We start from the raw sequence: 23,824 nt of genomic DNA, 5'->3' as shown, positions 1-23,824 counted from the left end.
AATGACAGGAATAACGTCAATGCGCCGTATCTTTCACTATCTGGTTAATAATATTCGCGAGCATCTTATGCTCTACATTATTTTATGGTCACTGCTGGCCATTATGGATGTAATATATATTATGTTTTTCTGATTCCTGCGCGCTGACAATAATTGACAAAAATTGAGATTAGCTTAATTTTCATTGCAATAAACTGAATAATAACAAAAACCATAACATCCCATAGACTAAGCCCCGCCACATATTTTCGCACTAATCCCTTGATGATTACCTCAACAATCAGTCAACTTTATTGAACAAAAAATAAATATCATCACTATTGTTATTTATTAGTTGCATTAATGTCTTTTACACGCCATTTTCATTCACTTCTGAAATATCAATCGGTGTGCTTATGCAATTCAATAATACTCCACAGCGCTATGGCGTAGTGTCAGCCACATTACATTGGCTGATTGCGATTGCTGTATATGGCATGTTTGCGTTGGGGTTATGGATGGTCACGCTCAGCTATTACGACGGCTGGTATCACCAGGCTCCCGAACTGCATAAAAGCATCGGCATCCTACTCATGATGGGACTGGTTATCCGCGTTGTCTGGCGGTTGTTCTCCCCTCAGCCTGCTGCGTTGGCAAGCTACTCCCGTTTGACCCGTATCGCAGCGGCACTGGGTCACCTCGCACTTTATTTGCTGCTCTTTTCGATTGTCATCAGTGGATATCTGATTTCCACCGCAGATGGCAAAGCGATAAGCGTCTTTGGCTGGTTTGACATTCCTGCCACCCTGGCCAATGCGGGTACCCAGGCCGACCTCGCCGGTAGCTTGCACCTGTGGCTTGCGTGGATCGTGGTGATTTTATCCCTACTACACGGACTGATGGCCCTGAAACATCACTTTATTGATAACGACGATACCCTCAATCGCATGTTGGGAAAATCGTCATCTGACTATGGAGCTTAAAATGAAAAAAAACCTGCTGGGACTTACACTCGCTTCTCTTTTATTCACCACCGGGTCGGCCGTGGCGGCAGATTACAAAATTGACAAGGAAGGACAGCATGCCTTTGTTAATTTCCGTATTCAGCATCTGGGTTACAGCTGGCTGTACGGCACTTTCAAAGATTTCGACGGTACGTTTACCTTTGATGAGAAAAATCCCGCAGCCGATAAGGTTAACGTAACCATCAACACCAACAGCGTTGACACTAATCACGCCGAACGCGACAAGCATCTGCGCAGTGCAGATTTCCTTAACGTGGCAAAATTCCCGCAGGCGACCTTCAGCTCCACCAGCGTGAAAAAAGAGGGGAATGACCTGGATATCACCGGTAATTTGACCCTGAACGGCGTTACCAAACCGGTTACGCTTGACGCGAAGCTCATCGGTCAGGGTGGCGATCCCTGGGGCGGTACGCGCGCTGGTTTTGAAGCACAAGGTAAGATTAAGCTTAAGGATTTCAACATCACCACCGATCTCGGCCCTGCATCGCAGGAAGTCGATTTGATCATCTCAGTGGAAGGTGTTCAGCAGAAGTAACGCATGAATTACCGGATGAGGTTCTGCCCCTCATCCGGCATCATGTTATTGCGCAGGGTCTGGAATACCCAGTTTGGTATTCAGTTGACCGCGTGATTTATTGAAGATTTTATTGCCATTTTCACGCCCCGCACGACGACGCCGTTGTTCCTCTTCCGGCAACTCACTCTCTTCGCTACACAGCTCGCTACAGCAGCCTTTATATTTCTGCGCACAAGCCGGGCACTGAATAAACAACAGATGGCAGCCATCATTTTTGCAATTAGTATGGCTATCGCACGCCGTGCCACACTGATGGCAATGTGCGATAACATCTTCAGAGATCCTTTCGCCCATACGCTCATCAAAGACAAAGTTTTTACCGACAAAACGTACCGGAAGCCCCTGTTCACGCGCCTTGCGGGCATATTCAATAATACCGCCCTCAATGTGCCAGACTTTGCTAAATCCATTGTGTTTCATCCAGGCGCTGGCTTTCTCACAGCGGATCCCACCCGTGCAGTACATCACGATTTTTTTATCTTTATGCGCCTGCATCATTTCAACCGCTTTCGGCAACTGGTCGCGGAACGTGTCTGCCGGTATCTCCAGCGCATTCTCGAAATGACCCACCTCATATTCATAGTGGTTGCGCATATCAATGAATACCGCGTCAGGATCGTCCAACATGGCGTTCACTTCAGCCGCCTTCAGGTAGTCACCCACGTTGCTGGCGTCAAAGTCTGGATCGTCAATACCATCCGCCACGATACGTTCGCGGACTTTCATACGCAGTACCCAGAACGATTTACCGTCATCATCCAGCGCTATATTCAGACGTAAATCCTTCAATGCAGCATCAAACGCATAGAGCTGCTGGCGAAATGCCTCGACGTTGCTTTGCGGTACGCTGATTTGCGCGTTAATTCCTTCATGGGCAAGATATACTCGCCCAAAGACGTTCAATGCGGTGAACATCTGGTACAGCGCATCACGCGTGTGCTGAGGATTGGCAATGGTGAAATATTTATAGAATGAGATCGTCGTGCGCGACTCGGTCTCGGCCAGCATTTTGGCTTTGAGGGCGTCGTTCGAAATGCGGTTGTGTAACACTGGCATGGTGTACGTATCCTGCAAATAAGGAATAAATGAAAATCGGCGGCATAATAAAGCAAACATCGCCAATTTACATCCACACATTTTACGTTACATTTCATACTTCACGATAAAATCGCAACAACAATTGCGGAATTAATCACCGTTCTCCCGTCACAAATTTTTGATACGCGCGAAAAAATGCGACAATACAGGGAATTGGTCGTTTGAAGACAGGATAGACATGACGAATTTACCCAAGTTTTCGGCTGCGTTACTGCATCCACGTTATTGGTTAACCTGGCTGGGTATTGGCATCCTTTGGTTAATCGTGCAGTTACCGTACCCCATCCTCTTTAAGTTGGGCTGTGCGTTAGGTCGACTGGCGCTACGTTTGATGAAACGTCGGGCAAAAATTGTTTCCCGAAATCTGGAACTGTGCTTCCCGCAGATGAGTGAGCAGGAACGCCAGCAGATGGTCGTCAAGAACTTCGAATCCGTAGGCATGGGCGTAATGGAAACCGGGATGGCCTGGTTTTGGTCCGATAAGCGTATTTCGCGCTGGACGGAAGTGATCGGAATGGAACATATCCGTGACGTTCAGGCGCAAAAACGCGGGATTCTGTTAGTGGGTCTGCACTTTCTGACTCTGGAACTGGGTGCGCGCCAGTTTGGCTTGCAGGAGCCGGGTATTGGTGTGTATCGCCCTAACGACAATCCGCTGCTGGACTGGCTACAAACCTGGGGCCGCATGCGCTCGAATAAATCAATGCTCGATCGTAAAGACCTGAAAGGGATGATTAAAGCCTTGAAAAAGGGCGAAGTGGTCTGGTACGCGCCGGATCATGATTACGGCCCTCGCGCCAGCGTGTTTGTACCACTGTTTGCCGTTGAACAAGCCGCAACAACCTCAGGGACCTGGATGCTTTCGCGCATGTCCAATGCCTGCCTGGTACCGTTTGTTCCCCGCCGCAAACCTGACGGTAAAGGGTATCAATTGATTATGTTGCCTCCAGAATGCTCACCACCGTTGGACGACGCAGAAACCACTGCTGCGTGGATGAACAAAATTGTTGAGCAATGCATAATGATGGCGCCAGAGCAGTATATGTGGCTGCATCGTCGCTTCAAGACGCGTCCTGGAGGCTCCCCTTCTCTGTACTGAAGCAGTGTTGCAGTCCAGTGGGCTGCAACACCCTCCCAACCCGTTTTAGGTTTAACTGCTATCCGCATTGCAGCAACTATCAACCAGGCGCATAATTAGCCTGCTTACTTATATTCAATCGATAGCGCAAACAGCGCATCACACTGCGGATCGCTATGTCACCCTCAGATGCCCCCATAAACTGGAAACGCAACCTCACCGTTGCCTGGTTAGGTTGTTTTTTAACCGGAGCAGCATTTAGCCTGGTCATGCCCTTTTTGCCTCTTTACGTCGAGAGTCTCGGCGTCACGGGTCATAGCGCCCTGAATATGTGGTCAGGCCTGGTCTTCAGCATCACCTTTCTCTTTTCAGCCATTGCCTCTCCTTTCTGGGGTGGCCTTGCCGATCGCAAAGGACGAAAAATCATGCTGCTGCGTTCCGCGTTGGGCATGGCAATTGTGATGCTGCTGATGGGACTGGCGCAAAATATCTGGCAGTTCTTAATCCTGCGCGCCTTGTTAGGGCTGCTTGGTGGATTCATCCCCAATGCGAATGCACTGATCGCCACCCAGGTTCCACGCAATAAAAGCGGCTGGGCACTGGGAACGCTTTCAACCGGTGGCGTTAGTGGCGCACTGCTCGGGCCGTTAGCGGGCGGCCTCCTCGCGGATCAGTACGGACTGCGCCCCGTATTTTTCATCACCGCCAGCGTGCTGCTGGTCTGCTTCATCCTGACGCTATTTTTTATCCGCGAGCGTTTCCAGCCGGTGAGCAAGAAGGAAATGCTGCACATTCGTGAAGTCGTGACCTCTTTAAAGAATCCCAAACTGGTGCTGAGCCTGTTTGTCACCACGTTGATTATTCAGGTCGCCACCGGTTCTATCGCGCCAATACTGACACTGTACGTTCGAGAGTTGGCTGGCAACGTCAGCAATATTGCGTTTATCAGTGGGATGATAGCCTCTGTCCCCGGCGTTGCGGCATTAATCAGCGCCCCGAAGCTTGGCAAATTAGGCGATCGGATTGGCCCGGAGAAGATCCTGATCGTCGCGCTGATCGTTTCCGTGTTACTGCTGATTCCGATGTCATTTGTCCAGACGCCCTGGCAGTTAGGTATTCTGCGCTTTTTATTGGGTGCGGCCGACGGTGCTCTGCTCCCGGCGGTACAAACGCTGCTGGTCTATAACTCGACCAATCAAATAGCTGGACGTATTTTCAGTTATAACCAGTCATTTCGCGACATCGGTAACGTAACAGGACCTCTAATGGGGGCAGCGATATCCGCCAACTACGGTTTTCGAGCCGTTTTCTGTGTGACCGCGGGCGTCGTACTATTTAACGCCCTGTACTCGTGGAATAGCCTGCGCCGTCGTCGGAGTACAGAGGTCGTGGGATGATTTGTGTATTTATATTCACAGGTTTGGAATAATAAACTTATCTTACACGGCGTATATTTCAGTCTTACTGATAATAGTAACACACCTTATTTCTGCCAGAATTTTTGGCTTCATACAAAGCGGCATCGGCATATGAAACAACTTTATCCGCTGATTCATCATCAATTTTACTGCAATATACGCCGATACTTATCGTCATTTTTTCTTTTAACTCATATGAATTTGGTATTGTCGTACCGTTCTCTACATTTCGCCTAATTCGCTCTGCAACAACAATTGCCTCATCTTTATCGTTACACTTAAGAAGGATCGCAAATTCTTCGCCACCTACTCTGGCAAAAATATCCGTATCTCTGATTGATTTATTGATAATATCAACAATACTGATTATTACTCTGTCACCCTCCTGATGACCGTAGGTATCGTTAATCCGTTTGAATTTATCAATATCCAGAACCATTACACACACTGCGCCTTTTAATAATGATGATTTTAATGACTTATAGAATAGTTTACGATTATATATTTTAGTCATTGCGTCTTTAATAGCTGAATCTGTTTCTTTTTTTAAGATGATGAAGGTGTTGTACATCAGTATTGAGATTATACACAGGGCACTTATCACCTCAATCCCCCGGCTAACATACCAAATATACATGCTATATTCATCCAGGCTCAGAAGAAGTACATTGGTCAATATTGCTGAGCAACACAGTAGCCCTATACTTTTCCACAGGATGTTGTGCGTTCTGGTTTTAATGATTAAATACAACAGGACCAGTCCCCAGGATACAATAAGCGAATAAATGTATCCAATATGCCAGTGCACCGTGACATTATCAGGCTTCAGGCTGGTGATCTCGAGTGTAAAATTAGGGTTGTAACTGGCCAGAGTGTGCGCCACCACCGCGATAACAAGCATGATTAAAAAAGACAGAACGATATAACAAGGTTCTCTTTCTTTGGTTTCAATAACTGTCGAGGATATTTTATAAGATTTCAATGAAACAAATAGCAGAGCGATGAAACTAATTTGCCGAAAGTAATAGAATATAGCAATATCGTTAGTTCTTTTTTCGATTGAAGCATAATCATTAATCAAGTCCTGAACGATGTAGATAGTCTCGACGAAAAAAATGTTATTTCCAAGAAACGCCATACCTAATATCATGAGGCAGGTGAGATCTTTTCTACAAAGATACTGAAACAACATAAACAGAAAAATTATCCCATATAAAAAGAACAATCCTACAATTATAATCAGATATACTGTTTGCGGGACACTTTGCATCGTTAATTTAAATTGCGTAAGACACAAACCGCCAAGAACATAGATAGCCAAACAGATTATATAGAAAGCCATTAACTTTCCATTATTTGAATTACCGTTATCCATAACAACCTTGAGGGCATTCTTAATTTTGCATTTTATATAATAAAGCATAAGATTTTGCAAACTATTAAACCCGCACAACTTCAATGACATTAATTCATTTCTTATTTAATGGTTTCTTATAGATTTATAACCTTTGTCATTAATAATTTTTTATTATGTATACTATGTTAGTATCACTCACACCATTCAAAAAAAACACACACAAAAGATACTTTGTCACTACTAAAGACACCACTAAGTTTAGCCACTTTCATTGATTACCTCTGCAACACTTCCGTATTGGGCATTAATTTTCTTCTTTATTTTTATTAAGTTATGAAATATTACGTCATAAGCAATCGCATTCCCCCTCTAAAACACATTAAAAATGACGTTTAACACTGAAGATTTTCTTATACAACGCCAGCTTTTATTTTTTTGATTTTCATTACTACATTGCAAACCACATACATTACTCTTTTTTCTTGAATTTTTTTCCTGATATTACATCGACTTCAGTATCTGCCAATGTAAATTTTTTCATAAACTACCGAAGTTACTTTCACCTGGTCTCGTAGGCATTGCAGGCAGTAATCATCTGATTGGGTTAGTCACGCAGCTAGCGGGTTTGACGCTCTGCGGATCGCCGTCTATAGATTGAATCATCCCTCTTTATTGTTCGCCTTAGGAGAAGAAATATGGCAAAGAATGACATGAATTTTTATGCCACGTTGGAAGAGGCTATTGATGCGGCTCGTGAAGTGTTTCTGGCTGATAACCCTGACCTTGAGTCAGACAACGCCAGCGTTCAACAGCTAAGCGTCCAAAAATACGTGCTACAGGATGGCGACATTATGTGGCAGGCGGAATTCTTTGCTGACGAGGATGATGTAGATGGTGAATGTCTTCCAATCCTGAGCGGAGAAGCGGCCCAGAGCGTTTTTGATGGCGACTATGATGAAATTGAAATCCGCCAGGAGTGGCAGGAAGAAAATACGCTTCACGAATGGGATGAAGGTGAATTCCAGCTGGAACCTCCCCTTGATACTGAAGAGGGGCAGACCGCAGCCGATGAATGGGATGAGCGATAATTACTCGTAAGGTCCATGATGTATGTCGAGCGGCAGCAGCAACGTATCAAACACTAGCGAAAATGGCAGATCGAGGATAGTGACGTAGCGCCATGCGGAGTCCCTAACATCCCATTGCACGCCAGGATAGTATTGGTTTCCGTGTCCTTGCCCTGGGATGGTACGACTAATAATGCTGCCGCATCCGCTCAGGAAGAAGATCATTATTCCTACAGCCAATATTCGCACCTGCTACCTCACGACTCATTCTATTCAATATAAAAAAATACCGGCACCAGGCCGGTATTTTCACGTTACAGAACGCTTATTTTTTCCTGAGCGCCAGCGGGTTCAGTGTCAGTCCCTGATAGTAGTTCACCCACGAAGAATACTTATCAGGTGAATTCCAGACACGGTAATGTAAACGCGCCATGGTCACCGGATCGCTCAACAACACCAGGCGGCGATCGCGATTCAGTTTCTCCGGCGTTTCGTTCAGTGCCTGTTCCACATGACGATCGCGTGCAATCTCCAGCACGTTGCTGGCGCGGTGGCGTGCAGTCGCCATGGCCGTGGCCAGTGCGTTAAACGACGGATTAAACACCGCATGCATAAAGCCATCGTCCAGCGTACGTTTACGGTTCATCACCAGATAGGTATCGGTATCCACCAGCACCTGCGGCGGAGAATACTCTTCCGGGATCAGGAACAGCTTCCAGCGCTTGGTACGTAACCCCACCGTGGAACGGCTGGAAATCACGGAAACAAACGGTGACAGGATCAGCGAGAAGACAATCGGTGCCAGCCAGAACAGGAAACGCAGATCCAGCCAGGCCATACCCACAGCCCACACCAGCCCCAGCAGTAACTGAGAACCGTGACGCATAAACGCTTCACCCCACGGGGTCGAATCGTCATCACGCTGCGGTGAATTCCACACAACTTCCCAACCGAGGAAAGCGCTTACAACGAAGACGGTGTGGAACAGCATACGCACCGGCGCCAGCAGCACGGAGAACAGAACCTCCAGCAGCAGCGACAGCGTAACGCGGATAAACCCGCCGTACTCTTTCGTCCCTTTACACCAGATGAGCAAGATACTCAGCAGCTTCGGCAGGAACAGCAGCACCATCGTTGAAGCAAACAGCGCGATCGCCAGTTCAGGTCGCCATTGCGGCCATACCGGGAACAGCTGACGCGGTTGCAGGAAGTACTGCGGCTCCGTCAACGCATGCACCACCTGCAATGCGGTAGAGAGCGCGAGGAACATAAACCAAAGCGGCGCAGACAGATAGGACATTACACCGGTCAGGAATACCGCACGGTGAACCGGGTGCATCCCTTTCACCAGGAACAAACGGAAGTTCATCAGGTTGCCGTGGCACCAGCGGCGGTCACGCTTGAGTTCATCCAGCAGGTTCGGCGGCAGCTCTTCATAAGAGCCCGGCAGATCGTAGGCAATCCACACGCCCCAGCCAGCACGACGCATCAATGCCGCTTCCACGAAGTCATGGGAGAGGATCGATCCCGCAAACGAGCCTTCGCCCGGTAACGGCGCGAGCGCACAGTGCTCGATAAATGGCTTCACGCGGATAATTGCGTTGTGGCCCCAGTAGTGTGATTCCCCTAACTGCCAGAAGTGAAGCCCGGCGGTAAACAGCGGTCCATAAACACGGGTCGCAAACTGCTGGCAGCGCGCATACAGCGTATCCATACCGGAAGCCTTCGGTGAAGACTGGATAATCCCGGCATTCGGATTCGCTTCCATCAGACGCACCAGGCCGCTCAGACAGTCACCACTCATCACTGAGTCAGCGTCCAGCACCACCATGTAGCTGTACTGATTTCCCCAGCGGCGACAGAAGTCATCAATGTTGCCGCTTTTACGCTTCACGCGACGACGACGACGGCGGTAGAAAATCTGCCCTTCGCCCTGCACTTCGGCAATCAGCTCCATCCACGCTTTTTGTTCTGCTACGCAGATATCAGGGTTGTAGCTGTCGCTCAGGATATAAACATCGAAATGTTCGGCGTTGCCCGTTGCTTTGACCGATTCCCACGTAGCGCGCAGTCCCGCAAATACGCGATCAACGTCTTCGTTACAAATAGGCATAATCAGCGCGGTACGGTGTTCAGGATTCAGCGGTTCGTCCCCAACCGTTGAGGCCGAGATACTGTACTTATCTCGTCCAATCAACAGTTGCAAGAAGCCCATCAGCGCAGTCCAGAATCCCGCAGACACCCAACAGAAAAGCACAGCAAACAAAATAAGAATGCCGGTCTGGAGCATGTAGGGCAGCAATTGCATAAAGGAGACCCATAAATCCTGCCCCATCATGTCTACCGGATTAATAAATGCCCACCCCTGATACGGGAGGATCGTCTTCATATACCAGGTTGCTACGACCGTTTGCGCCAGCGTTAGAATCAACAGCGTATAGCGGCGGATGGTGCCTACGGTACGCCATTTTTGCTCGCTCTCCTGTTCTTCTTTCGTCAAACGCGAAAGATAACGCGGCGTCACATCGCGCCCACGCAAGCGATCCCAAAAACGACCAACCGGGTTGGTACGCCAGGGATCTGGGAACATAGAGGTACGCGTTGCTTTTGGCATCGCCTGCAGCTGATCGCGGCCCTCATCGTCCTTAACCAACTGCTCTTTAGCCAAAGAATCCGGCCATGCTTGCTCAAGGCGAGCTTTCACAGAACCCTGCGGTGAATCATCTTCGCGCGAGTAAGTACGATGCTCGGCATCCAACGCCTGATGAACGGCGCGGATGTCAGTTTTCGGCAGTGCCGCTTTCTCGATATCCGAAAGCGGCATTGCGTCAATATACTCAGTTGTCTTATTCATTGGCAGGTAACTGGTAGCTCCAGGTTTCACTCAGCGTCTGATCGGCATTGACCAAGGCAGCACGCATTTCAGTGGTTTTCTTCACGTCTTTCACTTTCACGCGCAGCATCAAACGCCAACCTTTAGATACCGGGTTATAGCGCACAGTGCTTTCAACGATTTCACCGTTGTCGCCAATACTGGTTTGTGCGGTAACCGGGGTATCCTGCGGCAGCTTTTTCATATCTGTGCCGGTAAAGTCCACCACAAACGCGATGGTACCGTCAGGCTGACGAATCAGGTTGGACTGTTTTACATCACCGGTAGAACGACGAGTCTGCTGTACCCAGGCGCTTTCCGGCGCATGAAGCTTGTCTTCATCACGCGTGAACGTCAAAGTGTACTTGAAGTTCATCTCTTTGCCCGCTTCAGGCAGTTGATCCGGCGTCCAGTACGCAACGATGTTATCGTTCGTTTCATCGTTAGTTGGGATTTCAACTAACTCAATCTTACCTTTACCCCAGTCACCTTTTGGCGTGATCCAGGCGCTTGGGCGCAGATCGTAACGATCGTCGATATCTTCAAAACGCGAGAACTGACGGCCACGCTGCAACAGTCCGAATCCTTGCGGGTTTTCCATTGCGAAGCTGCTCACCGCGAGATGTTTCGGGTTATTCAGCGGACGCCAAATCCACTCCCCATTGCCCGCGTGGATAGACAAACCGTTAGAATCATGCAGTTCCGGACGATAGTTTGTCGCCGGAGACGGCTGGTTCGGTCCAAACAGGAACATACTGGTTAACGGTGCCACACCCAGTTTGCCCACTTTGTCGCGCAGGTATACTTTGGACTGAACATCCACGACCGTGTCACGACCTGGAATAATGACAAAACGATACGCTCCGGTTGCACGCGGAGAATCCAACAAAGCATAAATGGTTAAACGTTTATCAGTCGGTTTCGGACGTTCGATCCAAAACTCACGGAAGCGGGGAAATTCTTCACCAGAAGGCAGAGCGGTATCAATCGCGAGGCCACGCGCTGACAGGCCGTAGACCTGACCTGCACCCAGAACGCGAAAATAGCTGGCACCGAGCATGCTGACGATTTCATCGTTTTTATCTTTGCTGTTGATCGGATACAGCACTTTGAACCCGGCGAAGCCGAGATCTTTTACCGTGTCTTTATCATGCTGAACATCGCCAAAATTAAAATAATCCGGGCTGTATTTGATTCTTTTCACCGCCGTGGCGGTAACTTCGTTGATTTTGACCGGCGTGTCGAAGTACATACCCTGGTGGTAGAACTCGAGCTTAAATGGGGTCTTGAGATTGCTCCAGTACGCTTTATCGCGATTGAACTGGATCTGTTGATAATCCGCATATTTCATGTCGCGGAAAACGGAGGGCAAGTTACTTTTTGGCGCCTCATAGCCTTTCCCGGCTAAGGATTGAGCTTGTTTTGCAACATCATCAATACTGAACGCCCAGCTCGATGATGTGTACAGCGTTAACATGACTGCTGCACCCAACCAACGCATTTTCATCATTTGTAGTTTATGTTTCATAATTAGTAAGCACTTCCCCCTTTGTGTGCTTATATTGATCCGATCCATTTTAATGGATAATCGGGTACTCCGACAACTGAATCCCTGTATTGTTCGCGCGCTGGCTCATGGTTTAAGCAGGTTCATCTGCCTGTTTTCACTTTGCGTGCTTATCCTGGAGACAGGTTGTTGGACTTCGTGTAGGGTTGCCCTCGAATGTAACCATTATTCGTCTTAGGGATAAGACGAAAAGTCTGAGAATACGTAACTGTCTATGAGCTCTGTATCACCACCACGTGAATATTTTCTTGACTCCATCCGTGCCTGGCTAATGTTGTTAGGGATCCCATTCCATATTTCATTGATCTACTCCACCCACACCTGGCACGTGAACAGCGCAGAACCGTCTTGGTGGTTAACCCTTTTTAACGACTTTATCCATGCATTTCGCATGCAGGTCTTCTTTGTCATTTCAGGTTATTTTTCCTACATGCTTTTTTTGCGCTATCCGTTAAAACGCTGGTGGAAGGTGCGTGTAGAACGCGTGGGGATCCCTATGCTGACCGCGATTCCGCTGCTTACGCTGCCGCAATTTATCATGCTGCAATACGTGAAGGGAAAAGCAGACAGCTGGCATACCCTCAGCGGCTACGACAAATACAATGCGCTGGCCTGGGAACTGATTTCCCATCTGTGGTTTTTGCTGGTTCTGGTGGTGTTAACGACCCTGAGCATGTGGGTATTTACCCAGATGAAAAACAGACTATCGCGTGGAGACGGTACCTCTGCATCGGGGGTGTCGATGACCAAATTAACGCTGATTTTTATATTGTTGGGTGTCGGCTATGCCGCCGTCAGAAGAACGATTTTCATCCTCTACCCTTCGATTCTCAGCGATGGCATGTTTAATTTTATCGTTATGCAAACGTTGTTCTATGTGCCTTTCTTTATGCTCGGTGCGCTGGCGTTTATCAATCCGAATCTGAAAGCACTGTTTACCACGCCATCGCGCGGCTGCACGTTAGGCGCCGCATTCGCATTTGTCGCATACCTGCTCAATCAACGTTACGGCAACGGCGATGCCTGGATGTATGAAACCGAATATGTCATTACCATGGTCATGGGGCTATGGATGGTGAACGTTGTCTTCTCGCTTGGCCACCGTTTACTGAATTTCCAGTCGGCTCGCGTGACCTATTTTGTCAACGCGTCGCTGTTCATCTATTTGGTGCACCACCCGCTAACGCTGTTTTTTGGCGCGTATATCACACCGCACATCAAGTCGAACCTGCTGGGTTTTCTCTGCGGTCTGCTTTTTGTGGTTGGAATTGCGGTCATACTGTACGAAATCCATTTACGGATCCCGGTGCTGAAGTTTCTCTTTTCGGGTAAACCGCCCATTAAGCAGGATAAAAACAAGGCGGTTGCCGGTTAGTTTTCTTGTATTGAATGGTTCAGAGCAGCCATTCAATGGGCAGCACAGATGCAAGCCTCACCAGAACCCGCTTCCAGAATCCTGTAGCGGGTTCTTTTTTCAGTACCTGTTCGCTGCCAGAAAGCCGATCAACCCAGTTGATTCTGCCCCAACGGTCAAGACGTAGTTGCCAGGCCATATCACGCTGACTTTGCATAAAACGTTTATGAATCAACTCAGCCAGTACGTCACTCTCAATCACAAACCCCATTTCCGTATTGAGCAGCGTTGAACGGGGATCAAAATTAAGCGAACCGATAAACACTTTACGACCGTCAATACTGAAGGTTTTCGCATGCAGGCTGGAGCCTGAATTACCGGTTAATCCCCGGTCGTGTACTGCTGAAACGCTATCGCGGGTTGGTTTGAGCTCGTATAACTCCACGCCGTAGCGCAGGAGTTTTTTTCGCCAACGCGCATAGCCCGCGTGAACGACTGCGACATCATTCGCCGCCAGAGAATTAGTTAAAATTGCGATCTTAACGCCTTTTCTCACCAGTCTCAGGAGCTGCGCCACACCGGCGCGAGTTGGTACAAAGTAGGCGGAAATAATATCAATACGCTCGGTCGGAGATCCCATCACGTCAAACAAACGCTGCGGTAATAGTGAGTGGCGCGGCGCTTTCCCCTCTCCTTTTGCAGGATCATCACTCAGCAAGCGCGTTTTCGCCCAAATTAGCGGCAGCGACCTCTGATCGAGATGGGTCATAAACTGGCTGGTTTCCAGCTTATGTAGATAGCGACGCGTGATGTCATCATTATACCAGGATTCAGGAAGTTCGATTTTTTGCGTAGAAGCTGGTTCAGCCACCTCAAGTACGTTTTGCAATGTTGAAACCGAGCGGCAGTGCCAGTAACGCTCAAAGTCGTCTGCAACATCCTGGACAACCGGTCCAATAGCCATAACGTCCAGATCGGAAAACAGTGGTTGTTCGCCTGCGCCAAAATAGGCATCGCCTATATTTCGCCCCCCCACAAGAGTTACGACGCCGTCAGCGGTATAACTTTTGTTGTGCATACGTCGATTCAACCGGGCAAAATCGGTTAAATAGCCCAGGGCACGCAGGATGCGAAAGGAAAAGGGATTAAACAGGCGGACTTCAATATTAGGGTGATTGTCCAGCAAACGCAGCGTGTCATCCAGACCTGGCGTGTTGTTATCATCCAGCAACAAACGCACCCGGACGCCCCGCTTCGCTGCGGCCAGCAAAACGGAAAATAACAATAGCCCGGACATGTCGCTTTCCCAGATGTAATACTGAACATCCAGGGTACGTTCCGCCATTTCCGTCAACCGATAGCGAGCAGCAAACGCATCCAGGCTGTCATCCAACGTCAGAATGCCGCATTCTCCCGGGTGGTTTACGCATAGCGGCGTAATGGCACGCTCAAGTCGCGTCATATCAGTCCGTGCGTTCATCGCCTTGTTGGGTAAGTAATCTCTTGTATAGTCGAGCGTTTTCTTCATCAAAGCACACGAAGTATATTTGATCGGGTAGCGTACGTCGGGTGATAAATTTCAACACCGTTTTCACCGCGATCTCTGCCGCTGCAGCACGTGGGTAACCATAAGCTCCGGTGCTTATAGCAGGAAAAGCAATGGATCGATAACCATTGGCTAAGGCCAGTTGCAATGTATTTAGATAGGCCTCTTCAAGTCGTTCAGCCTCGTGGTGATCACCGCCTTGCCAGACGGGTCCTACGGTGTGAATAACTGCTTTTGCCGGAAGCGCGCCAGCCAGCGTGATAACGGCATGCCCGGTCGGGCATTCTCCCTGTTGTTGTATAACCTGTTTGCAGGCCTCCAACAACGCAGGCCCGGCAGCACGATGAATCGCGCCATCGACTCCACCTCCTCCCAGTAACGAGGAGTTGGCCGCATTGACGATCACATCTACCGCGATCGTCGTAATGTCGCCCTGTAACACATGAACACGCGATTGCATAAGTTCCCCCTGACAAAACACTCTCCGTTAAGTGTACAGCAGGGTTTTCCTTGAAATCTCACTTTTTAGCCATAAGCGTGCATACCTACGCCAGAATGATTCATTTATATTCAATATTCAGAATAGCCATGCTTTTCTGTTCATTGAGGTAATGCATTTTCATCGTGGCAATTTGTTGCACACTCTGAGGCGCTGTCGTGACCTGTTGCAGGTCGTAGAGGCTATTACTCATCGTGCCATCACGCATACATGACAATTCAATCTGTTGTTGTCGAGTGTTAACGTCGCAAGGTGCTTCAACTATTGCACCACGAAAATGAATAACCCCGCCGGGTGAGATTTGCGTCGCCATTGCGGGGAGGGTTAAAAGAGAAAAACCCCACAAACCGGTATTTAAAATACGCTTTAATAATGTACACATAAGGGTTCCTCAATGATTAATCATCCTTGAGGGATCGCAATGATCCTTCACCGCTGCGAGTTACGATCATATAAAACGTTTGTTCGTTTCTATATTGATAGAACAGCACCGCACTCCCAGCCACACCCTTAATGCAAATCCGGCAAAAAATTATGGGTGACTGTTTGAGTCAGGCCATTGTTGCGACAGATGCAGAGACTGCCCGTCAGAAACGGTAACGATAATTTTGACCGAATCCTCCGGTGAAATATTAAAGCTCATTTTTGTTAATTCAATTGGCCGATTAGCAGGGACCGAAAGGCTTGTTTTCTGCTGTGACTGACTTTGTCCGCCCTTTCCTTTACGTACGGCAAGGACTTGCACTTCACATACGCACGGTTGAGCTAATGTCACCTGAGGAATAATGGTGTACATGTCACCTTGCTGAGTTGTACTGAATGTTATTTGATTTGCCAACGCGGCAATGAGTAATAGCGTGTGCATAATATTCTCCCGAAAAAAAACAGGGCTTTCGCCCTGTTTATTATCAGTCAGAAAACTGAATTAGTGCTGATTAGCTGTAGCATTGTTGCCATAACCAACCTGCTGAATCAGCACATTGGAGTCAGACGCTGTCTGATTAACCACAGCACCGTTACGACCACCGAACTGAGTTACGCTGATATCAGCATTTTTTGCATTCCACTGATTGATATCAGCACTGTTCTGGAAGCCGGTCTGTTTCAGGCTAATGGTACTGTCATCAGCACCTTGGCCGACGGTCGCACCGTTACCATGTCCGTGTTGTGTGATAGTCACGTCTGATTTACGTGCATCACTTTGCAGCGCATTCGCAACGTTACTAGAGCCAAATTGGTAAATACTCATTGAAGAGTCTGGGCCATAGTTGCTACCGCCACCATGATGATTACCGCCCCATTGCGGAACAACACCTGCCAGAGCACTGCCAGAAACTACGATTGCTGCGAATGCTGCCACTTTTAAAAGTTTCATGGTAAACCCCCATCGGATTGATTTAAACGTCGTTTATGGATTAGCGTTGAGTAACGCGAATTGCCATTTGCGACTGTCTCTGCACCACAACTGCTGTTTTTTGTGTACCGTACTGGGTAATATTGGCTTTATTACCAGAGCCTTTCTGGATAATCATCGCCGTATTACCGTAAGAGCTTTGTTTAATACTCGCATCATTAGAGCTACCCGTTTGATCAATATATGCAAAGTTATTTGATCCCGTCTGATCTGTTTTCGCCCGGTTACCTGAACCTTCTTGCGAAATGACCGACAATAACTTGGTGCCCTCCTGGCGAGTATTTGCACTATTAGCAGTACCAACCTGACCAATAATGGCTGCCTGATTAAATGAAGACTTACTTAATTCATTTACCGCAAAGTTATATTCTGAATTAGCTAAATCATAACTGGTTGCGGATGCAATCCCAGGCACACCCAGTATTGTAAACATCATAAATAACAACTTGTTTTTCATGTTGTCACCCTGGACCTGGTCGTACATGAAGTTAAATTAATTACCACTCAAATTGTTGTTAACATGACTTGCATTTGTTAACGTCACGTTACGATGAAGAGTATGTCCGTGGAAACATTTTAAATAACTCACCCGCGAGTGGTATTTTTATATCCGGATTCACACCAAAGTACTAATTAACAGTGAATAACACCGCTTCAGGTCTGGCTTTTATTTTTATTTTGCTATCAGTAATGAATTTCTATGCAGTCACTGAGAAAGTGCATTTTGCACGATATCAGGGCCTCTAAGTACAACGTCGAGATAGACATCGGTACAAGTCGTGACAAAGGTCATTTTTTTCCATCTAAAATTGACCAACGTAAATTGAGACAAGAATTTTAGAATTCATTAGAAATCTAAAACTTAGTAATCATTAATTAACCAATTTAAAATCAATGAGTTACTATAATTTGTATGATTTTTTAAATCTATGCAGCAAAGGTAAAATGTACAACTTTCCTATCAAATCTAAACTCCAATAAAACCATGAAATCACATTTTAATATATAATTTTACAAGTTGTTACATGTTTAACGCTTGCTTTAAGATTTGTAATAGCTAGATTGAAATCAGTTGAAGTCCATTTGTTTTAATATTTTCACCCCTTTGGGTCGATATTTTATATCTACACAGCAGTGCAACATCTGTCAGTACTTCTGGTGCCTCTATTTTAGTAGAGACAGCTGTCAGGTGTGCGACTAAAAAGTGGAGTTTCATCATGTTTAATGAAGTCCATAGTATTCATGGTCATACATTATTGTTGATCACAAAACCTTCTTTGCAGGCAACTGCATTATTACAGCATTTAAAACAATCACTGGCACTCACCGGAAAACTACATAATATTCAACGTTCTCTGGATGATATATCCTCCAGCTGCATTGTTTTACTGGATATGATGGAGGCAGATAAAAAACTGATCCATTACTGGCAAGATAATTTGAGTAGAAAAAACAACAATATAAAGACGTTATTGTTGAATACTCCTGATGATTACCCTTATCGGGATATTGAAAACTGGCCGCATATCAATGGTGTTTTTTACGCAACTGAAGACGAGCAGCGTGTCGTAAGCGGCTTGCAGGGTATCTTGCGCGGTGAATGTTACTTCACGCAAAAACTTGCCAGCTATCTGATCACGCACTCTGGAAATTATCGTTATAACAGCACGGAGTCGGCACTGCTGACGCACCGTGAAAAAGAGATCCTTAATAAATTGCGTATCGGCGCCTCAAATATTGAAATCGCTCGCTCACTGTTTATCAGTGAAAATACGGTAAAAACACATCTTTATAATCTTTTCAAAAAGATAGCTGTCAAAAATCGTACGCAGGCGGTTTCATGGGCCAATGAAAACCTCAGGCGATAAAGCCATGAAACGCTATTTGACCTGGATTGTGGCAGCAAATTTATTCTTTGCTGCCGGGAGTCTGCACGCAGCGACAACCGTAGAGGTGGAGGTTCCCGGACTGTTAACTGACCACACTGTCTCTTCAATCGGTCATGATTTTTATCGGGCCTTTAGTGATAAGTGGGAAAGCGAGTACACAGGAAACTTAACCATTAATGAAAGACCCAGTGCGCGTTGGGGAAGTTGGATCACCATAACGGTCAATCAAGACGTTATCTTCCAGACTTTTTTATTCCCAACGAAAAGAGACTTCGACAAAATAGTTGTCTTCGCATTGGCAGAAACTGAGGAAGCATTAAATCGCCGGCAAATAGATCAAACACTATTAAGCACTAGCGATTTAGCGCGTGATGAATTCTAAAACATGATTTTGTCCGGAGGCTTTCATGCGTGTTAAACATGCAGTGGTTTTGCTCATGCTAATTTCACCATTAAGTTGGGCCGGAAACATGACGTTCCAGTTTCGCAACCCAAACTTTGGTGGCAACCCGAATAATGGTGCTTTTCTGTTGAACAGCGCCCAGGCCCAGAACTCATATAAAGATCCAAGCTATGACGATTACGGTATTGAAACCCCGTCAGCTCTGGATAACTTTACTCAGGCGATTCAGTCACAAATTCTCGGTGGCCTACTCACCAACATTAATACCGGTAAACCAGGAAGAATGGTGACCAATGATTTTATCATTGATATCGCCAACCGGGACGGACAACTGCAATTGAATGTCACCGACAGGAAATCGGGGAAAACTTCGACAATTGAAGTGTCGGGTTTACAAACACAGTCGACCGACTTCTAAGTTATAGCCACGAAAGGAAATAATCATGCAGCGTTTACTTATCATGGTGGCAGTAATTTTACTCAGCGGATGTTTAACAGCTCCGCCTCAAGAAGCCGCTAAGCCGACATTAATGCCCCGAGCCCAAAGCTATAAAGATTTGACGCATCTGCCTATGCCTACAGGTAAGATCTTTGTGTCGGTATACAACATTCAGGATGAGACTGGCCAGTTTAAACCTTACCCGGCAAGTAACTTCTCTACCGCCGTCCCGCAAAGCGCCACGGCTATGCTTGTCACCGCATTGAAAGATTCTCGTTGGTTCGTCCCACTGGAACGTCAGGGGTTACAGAACCTGCTGAACGAACGCAAAATCATTCGTGCGGCTCAGGAAAACGGTACGGTTGCGATTAATAACCGGATCCCGCTACAGTCCCTGACCGCGGCAAACGTCATGGTGGAAGGGTCAATTATCGGTTATGAAAGCAACGTTAAATCGGGTGGTGTCGGTGCGCGTTATTTCGGTATTGGCGCCGATACGCAATACCAGCTCGACCAGATAGCGGTAAACCTGCGCGTGGTTAACGTCAGCACCGGTGAGATCCTGTCGTCAGTGAACACCAGTAAGACCATTCTGTCTTATGAAGTACAGGCTGGGGTGTTCCGCTTTATTGACTACCAGCGTCTGTTGGAAGGTGAAATTGGCTACACCTCTAACGAACCGGTTATGCTTTGTCTGATGTCAGCGATTGAAACGGGCGTTATCTTCTTAATTAATGACGGCATCGATCGCGGATTGTGGGATTTGCAGGATAAGAAACAAGTTGATAATGACATTCTGGTTAAATACCGTCATATGTCGGTACCGCCAGAATCCTGATGGGTCTATACAGCATACAAAGCGTGAGGAAAACCCTCACGCTTTTTTATTTACTGGTCAGCGTCGGCGATATTCGATTTTCACGGCGAGACGCCAGCCACAGGCCACTGTTTTTCATCGCATAACCGAATACCAGGCCCAGTGCCAGTGACGGTACAACCAGTCGCCAGTCGCCCTGCCCTGCAAATGTTGCACATGCACCAATAAACGTGCCCGGAACAAATGAAAGCAACCATTGCTTTGCCTGGATACACATCAGAAACGCGACAATTCCCGTCATGACATAACCAATAATGTCCATATGCGGGGCAAGCGCGCTACCGTTAATAATCACCAACGCCCACACCACACCGCTTAGCAGCGTACACGCCGAGATCCACAGTCCTTTTAACCCACCTTGCGGGCAGGCGAAATAAGCCGTGCAACCCAGAAAGCCAGCCCAACTGAGTAAACCAAGAGAAACGGCCACCCATCCCCAGATCCCAGAGAGAATGCCCGTTGTGATTGCAATTGAGAGAAGTATGTTCATGCCGCGCATCTTAGCAGAAAAACGGCATGGTAATGAGATCGCGCACACAATTTATGCAAGCCTATAAATTGAGTTGCATTATTAAGTGATTCACATCACATTTATTCGTCTGTATCTTCCTGCAATTCGTCCCACATCGCACCAATGGCATCACGCGTCAGCGGTGCTATCGTACGCCAGAAAGGCGTGTTCGCGTGCGCTTCAACTTTACCAAGGAACGTACCGCACCAGGGCAGCAAGTAGTCTACAAACAAGGTTTCAAGCGCCTCACTTTCATCTTCCGCAGACTGGTCTTCAAGCCATGAAGCCGCCAGCAACAGCGTACCAATGTGATCTGCCGGTGTATCAGCAAGCGGCATGCCCCGGGCTGAAAGAAATGCACGAACATCGGATTCTTTCGCCCCTTCTACCCAGGCACTACGATAAGGCGGCACTGCACACTCGTCACCGACAAACAGCGCGTTGTAATCTGCAGCCAACTGGGGCATATCGCAGCTCTTCTGTAAACGGGTGAGCAGTTCGTCCTGTTCCAGCGGCCAGTTGGCGGACAGTTTACCTTCACTAATCAGGGTAAACAGGGGAACCAGTAAAGGGTCCTGCGGTTGGCGGTAAAACAGCGAGCCCAGTACACGACACAGGATAGAAAACTCGTTCATTGATATATTCCAGTTAGTAACAATTACAGTTCAGCAAATTCCGCGATCGGCTCCATGCCTCGCGATTCCAGAAACGCCAATAGACGTTTAGGTGTGACGTTTAAAATTCTGTCTTCAGGGAAATTAACATCATCCAGGATTTTACGGCATTCGCCAAATTCTCCCAGCGTGAAAGCAGTATGTGAATCCGACCCTAACGCCACCCAGCCGCCGGCATCACGCACAGCCGCAGCAACCGCACGACAATTATCCTCACTGCCCTTACGCGAATGCAAAAACGAAGAGTTATTGATTTCCAGTGCAACCTGGTACTTTGCCGCCGCCTGCGCAATTGCAGTAATATCAACAGGATACTTGGGATTTCCCGGATGGCTAATGATGTGCACATTGCCGCTGGCCATCGTGGCTATCATTGCCTGGGTGTTGGTGTCTTTATCGTGAGGTGCAAAAACCGGCTCATGGAAGCCCGCAATAATGAGGTCCAGGGAGGTAAACATCGGACCTGAACAGTCAATTTCACCTTCAATATTCTTAATATTGGCTTCTATTCCACGCAGGATCCCCACGCCATCCACGACACGCGGCCAAATACGCATATTGATAAAGTGCCAGTGGTGAGGTGCATCCGCCATGTCCGGTCCATGATCGGTAATGGCAAATAGCTTGATGCCTTTGCGACGAGCTTCCGCGATGTAATCACTTAAGGTGCTGTAGGCGTGGGTGCTGGCGACGGTATGCATATGCAGGTCAACGGGATACATAACTCTCTCCTGTAGTCATTTTTCGTCAAGGATAGCAGGTATCTCCGCCATTAATACCCTAAAAATTCGAGTCGCAGGCAGGTGGCAAGGGAGTGATACCCGAATCACTCCCTTAAGTATGTGATTCGGGTGAGCAACCGTAGCTAACGCACATGCAGCTTGAAGTATGACGGGTATTTTAGCTGAAACCCGGCACTTGCCGGGTTACCATCAATATCCCCGAACGCGATTGACCTGACCTGTTACGACTTGCCCGTTCTCCAGGTTCATAATCGTGCGGGAGATATAGTCCACCGCTTCTGCCGGACGGGTAACTGCGGCAATATGTGGCGTCATCGCCACACGCGGATGTTTCCATAATGGGCTGTTTTCTGGCAGCGGTTCACGGCTATAAACATCCAGCATGGCCCCCTTCACCTTGCCGCTTTCCAGCGATGCCAGAAGATCGTCTTCATTGAGATGAACACCGCGTGCAAGGTTCAGCACGTAGGCGCCATCCTGCAATTGGCTAAGTAAATCAGCGTTAATAATGCCTACGGTTTCTGCCGTATTAGGCAGAAGGTTGATCAGCACGCGAGTTTGACTCAAAAACGCGCCCAGTTCCTCAGTACCGGCGAAGCTTTCCATGCCAGACCAGGATTTACGCGTACGACTCCAGCAGCGCAGTGGGAATCCCCATGCTTGCAGGCTTTCGGCTACTTTTGCGCCCAATACCCCAGCTCCCATGATCCCGACGGTAAACTCCTCGCGAGTATATTCTGACAACGGCTGCCATTTCGCCTGATTTTTCAATGCCTGATAATCATCGAAGCGACGAAACCAGTGCAGCACCTGACTGACCGCATATTCCTGCATTTGCAGGCCCATACCCGTATCTTCCAGACGGAAAAGCGGGATCGACGCATCCAACATTTCCGGATGAGCATTGAGTTTACTGAGAATAGAATCGACGCCCGCGCCCAGCGCAAATACGGCTTTTAATTTTCGTCCTGCGAGCATTTCAACCGGCGGATGCCAGACCAGCGCATAGTCAGCATGTGCATTATCACCCGCTTTCCACTCACGTACGTTCGCACCAGGTATTGCCTTTGCCAACGCATTAATCCACCAGGTCGTATCGAATGTTGGGTGATAGAAAATTATATCCATATTGTCTCCTGAACATTGTTGTGCGGAACTTTCTCGCACTTATTATCATCATTTTTCGAGGGAACATCAGAGTAGCAAATTTTAGGGTGCTGGCAAAAAAAACAATTCCCGCTTATTTATGCTCCATGTTGCTTGAAGTTTGTGTAAATGCACATTTTTTTCAAAAAGTTGATTGACGGCGGGGCGGTGTTTCCCCTACATTAGCGCCCGTTCCGGTAGCACAGGAACAACAATATGGTGAGGTGTCCGAGTGGCTGAAGGAGCACGCCTGGAAAGTGTGTATACGGCAACGTATCGGGGGTTCGAATC

The 23,824-nt window shown here is 47.6% G+C and carries 26 protein-coding genes; 11 read left to right on the top strand and 15 right to left on the bottom strand.

Going from position 1 to position 23,824, the window contains the following annotated elements; all coding sequences use genetic code 11:
* The first annotated feature begins 19 nt into the window (after window positions 1–19).
* The 3 genes from OGX86_RS04785 (at window position 20) to OGX86_RS04775 (ending at window position 1,539) form a co-directional block, all read left to right on the top strand.
* Window positions 20–133 (top strand): YceO family protein, encoded by a 114-nt coding sequence (locus tag OGX86_RS04785; protein WP_003036148.1) that lies wholly within the window; start codon window positions 20–22, stop codon window positions 131–133.
* 262 nt (window positions 134–395) lie between these two features.
* Window positions 396–962 carry a cytochrome b gene (locus OGX86_RS04780; protein ID WP_286639436.1) on the top strand — a complete coding sequence of 189 codons (567 nt, stop codon included), beginning with the start codon at window positions 396–398 and terminating at the stop codon, window positions 960–962.
* Window position 963: 1 nt separating this feature from the next.
* Window positions 964–1,539 (top strand): YceI family protein, encoded by a 576-nt coding sequence (locus tag OGX86_RS04775; RefSeq protein ID WP_003832130.1) that lies wholly within the window; start codon window positions 964–966, stop codon window positions 1,537–1,539.
* A 45-nt stretch (window positions 1,540–1,584) separates the two neighbouring features.
* On the opposite strand, the gene trhO is transcribed toward OGX86_RS04775, so the two are convergent.
* Window positions 1,585–2,637: an oxygen-dependent tRNA uridine(34) hydroxylase TrhO gene (gene trhO, locus OGX86_RS04770; RefSeq protein WP_286639434.1), complete on the bottom strand. Its 1,053-nt coding sequence runs from the start codon at window positions 2,635–2,637 to the stop codon at window positions 1,585–1,587.
* A gap of 220 nt (window positions 2,638–2,857) precedes the next feature.
* Between trhO and OGX86_RS04765 the strand changes: the two genes are divergently transcribed.
* Complete coding sequence (locus tag OGX86_RS04765; protein ID WP_284105710.1) at window positions 2,858–3,778, top strand: Kdo(2)-lipid IV(A) acyltransferase; 921 nt, start codon at window positions 2,858–2,860, stop codon at window positions 3,776–3,778.
* 155 nt (window positions 3,779–3,933) lie between these two features.
* Window positions 3,934–5,154, top strand: coding sequence for a multidrug efflux MFS transporter MdtG (mdtG, locus tag OGX86_RS04760; protein ID WP_286639431.1), 1,221 nt, complete (start codon window positions 3,934–3,936; stop codon window positions 5,152–5,154).
* A gap of 64 nt (window positions 5,155–5,218) precedes the next feature.
* Here mdtG and OGX86_RS04755 read toward each other — a convergent pair whose 3' ends face one another.
* Window positions 5,219–6,550: a sensor domain-containing diguanylate cyclase gene (locus OGX86_RS04755; RefSeq protein ID WP_286639429.1), complete on the bottom strand. Its 1,332-nt coding sequence runs from the start codon at window positions 6,548–6,550 to the stop codon at window positions 5,219–5,221.
* A gap of 692 nt (window positions 6,551–7,242) precedes the next feature.
* Between OGX86_RS04755 and OGX86_RS04750 the strand changes: the two genes are divergently transcribed.
* The gene (locus tag OGX86_RS04750) at window positions 7,243–7,620 is read left to right on the top strand and encodes a MysB family protein (protein WP_286640168.1); all 378 of its coding nucleotides are present in this window, start codon (window positions 7,243–7,245) and stop codon (window positions 7,618–7,620) included.
* Here OGX86_RS04750 and OGX86_RS04745 read toward each other — a convergent pair whose 3' ends face one another.
* From OGX86_RS04745 to mdoG, 3 genes are all read right to left on the bottom strand, one after another.
* Complete coding sequence (locus tag OGX86_RS04745; RefSeq protein WP_003832117.1) at window positions 7,621–7,848, bottom strand: YceK/YidQ family lipoprotein; 228 nt, start codon at window positions 7,846–7,848, stop codon at window positions 7,621–7,623.
* Window positions 7,849–7,924: 76 nt separating this feature from the next.
* On the bottom strand, window positions 7,925–10,453 hold the full coding sequence (gene mdoH, locus OGX86_RS04740) for a glucans biosynthesis glucosyltransferase MdoH (protein ID WP_032941800.1): 2,529 nt from the start codon (window positions 10,451–10,453) through the stop codon (window positions 7,925–7,927).
* Window positions 10,446–11,981, bottom strand: a complete 1,536-nt coding sequence (gene mdoG / locus OGX86_RS04735) for a glucans biosynthesis protein MdoG (protein ID WP_103014639.1) — start codon at window positions 11,979–11,981, stop codon at window positions 10,446–10,448. Before mdoG ends, mdoH begins: the two co-directional genes overlap by 8 nt.
* A 271-nt stretch (window positions 11,982–12,252) precedes the next feature.
* Here mdoG and mdoC point away from each other — a divergent pair, with 271 nt between their 5' ends.
* Window positions 12,253–13,413 (top strand): glucans biosynthesis protein MdoC, encoded by a 1,161-nt coding sequence (gene mdoC / locus OGX86_RS04730; RefSeq protein ID WP_008784343.1) that lies wholly within the window; start codon window positions 12,253–12,255, stop codon window positions 13,411–13,413.
* 19 nt (window positions 13,414–13,432) lie between these two features.
* Here the strand turns inward: mdoC and OGX86_RS04725 are convergent, their stop codons facing one another.
* From OGX86_RS04725 to csgB, 6 genes are all read right to left on the bottom strand, one after another.
* Window positions 13,433–14,923 (bottom strand): phospholipase D family protein, encoded by a 1,491-nt coding sequence (locus OGX86_RS04725; RefSeq protein WP_394815768.1) that lies wholly within the window; start codon window positions 14,921–14,923, stop codon window positions 13,433–13,435.
* Complete coding sequence (gene ymdB, locus OGX86_RS04720) at window positions 14,856–15,398, bottom strand: O-acetyl-ADP-ribose deacetylase (protein ID WP_213786312.1); 543 nt, start codon at window positions 15,396–15,398, stop codon at window positions 14,856–14,858. Before ymdB ends, OGX86_RS04725 begins: the two co-directional genes overlap by 68 nt.
* A 100-nt stretch (window positions 15,399–15,498) precedes the next feature.
* Window positions 15,499–15,819 (bottom strand): YmdA family protein, encoded by a 321-nt coding sequence (locus OGX86_RS04715; protein WP_286639426.1) that lies wholly within the window; start codon window positions 15,817–15,819, stop codon window positions 15,499–15,501.
* A gap of 150 nt (window positions 15,820–15,969) precedes the next feature.
* Window positions 15,970–16,302: a curli assembly chaperone CsgC gene (gene csgC / locus OGX86_RS04710; protein ID WP_048226994.1), complete on the bottom strand. Its 333-nt coding sequence runs from the start codon at window positions 16,300–16,302 to the stop codon at window positions 15,970–15,972.
* 60 nt (window positions 16,303–16,362) lie between these two features.
* Window positions 16,363–16,812, bottom strand: a complete 450-nt coding sequence (gene csgA, locus OGX86_RS04705) for a curli major subunit CsgA (RefSeq protein ID WP_008784338.1) — start codon at window positions 16,810–16,812, stop codon at window positions 16,363–16,365.
* A gap of 40 nt (window positions 16,813–16,852) precedes the next feature.
* Window positions 16,853–17,308 (bottom strand): curli minor subunit CsgB, encoded by a 456-nt coding sequence (gene csgB, locus OGX86_RS04700; RefSeq protein WP_032941802.1) that lies wholly within the window; start codon window positions 17,306–17,308, stop codon window positions 16,853–16,855.
* A 760-nt stretch (window positions 17,309–18,068) separates the two neighbouring features.
* Here csgB and csgD point away from each other — a divergent pair.
* Genes csgD through csgG form a run of 4 tightly spaced genes read left to right on the top strand, consistent with a single transcriptional unit; the run spans window position 18,069 to window position 20,420 of the window.
* Window positions 18,069–18,719 (top strand): biofilm master transcriptional regulator CsgD, encoded by a 651-nt coding sequence (gene csgD / locus OGX86_RS04695; RefSeq protein WP_128317633.1) that lies wholly within the window; start codon window positions 18,069–18,071, stop codon window positions 18,717–18,719.
* Between the two features lie 4 nt (window positions 18,720–18,723).
* Entirely contained in the window at window positions 18,724–19,122 is a 399-nt protein-coding gene (gene csgE, locus OGX86_RS04690; RefSeq protein WP_003832091.1) for a curli production assembly/transport protein CsgE, read from the top strand.
* Window positions 19,123–19,147: 25 nt separating this feature from the next.
* On the top strand, window positions 19,148–19,561 hold the full coding sequence (gene csgF, locus OGX86_RS04685) for a curli production assembly/transport protein CsgF (protein ID WP_003832089.1): 414 nt from the start codon (window positions 19,148–19,150) through the stop codon (window positions 19,559–19,561).
* Window positions 19,562–19,586: 25 nt separating this feature from the next.
* Window positions 19,587–20,420 (top strand): curli production assembly/transport protein CsgG, encoded by an 834-nt coding sequence (gene csgG, locus OGX86_RS04680; RefSeq protein ID WP_003036082.1) that lies wholly within the window; start codon window positions 19,587–19,589, stop codon window positions 20,418–20,420.
* 46 nt (window positions 20,421–20,466) lie between these two features.
* On the opposite strand, the gene OGX86_RS04675 is transcribed toward csgG, so the two are convergent.
* The 4 genes from OGX86_RS04675 to ghrA form a co-directional block, all read right to left on the bottom strand.
* A complete protein-coding gene (locus OGX86_RS04675) occupies window positions 20,467–20,949 on the bottom strand; it encodes a DUF1097 domain-containing protein (protein ID WP_071444799.1) in 483 nt (160 codons plus the stop codon).
* 101 nt (window positions 20,950–21,050) lie between these two features.
* Window positions 21,051–21,605 carry a TorD/DmsD family molecular chaperone gene (locus OGX86_RS04670; RefSeq protein WP_003832084.1) on the bottom strand — a complete coding sequence of 185 codons (555 nt, stop codon included), beginning with the start codon at window positions 21,603–21,605 and terminating at the stop codon, window positions 21,051–21,053.
* 23 nt (window positions 21,606–21,628) lie between these two features.
* Window positions 21,629–22,366, bottom strand: a complete 738-nt coding sequence (locus OGX86_RS04665; protein WP_079937993.1) for a phosphatase — start codon at window positions 22,364–22,366, stop codon at window positions 21,629–21,631.
* Window positions 22,367–22,576: 210 nt separating this feature from the next.
* Window positions 22,577–23,515 carry a glyoxylate/hydroxypyruvate reductase GhrA gene (gene ghrA / locus OGX86_RS04660; protein WP_136391710.1) on the bottom strand — a complete coding sequence of 313 codons (939 nt, stop codon included), beginning with the start codon at window positions 23,513–23,515 and terminating at the stop codon, window positions 22,577–22,579.
* Window positions 23,516–23,824: the final 309 nt, after the last annotated feature.

This window comes from Citrobacter sp. Cpo040, assembly GCF_030332915.1.
GTDB classification, from domain to species: Bacteria; Pseudomonadota; Gammaproteobacteria; order Enterobacterales; family Enterobacteriaceae; genus Citrobacter; species Citrobacter portucalensis.
Note: the sequence above shows the minus strand (reverse complement) of the source record. Positions and strands in the feature narration are given on the sequence as shown.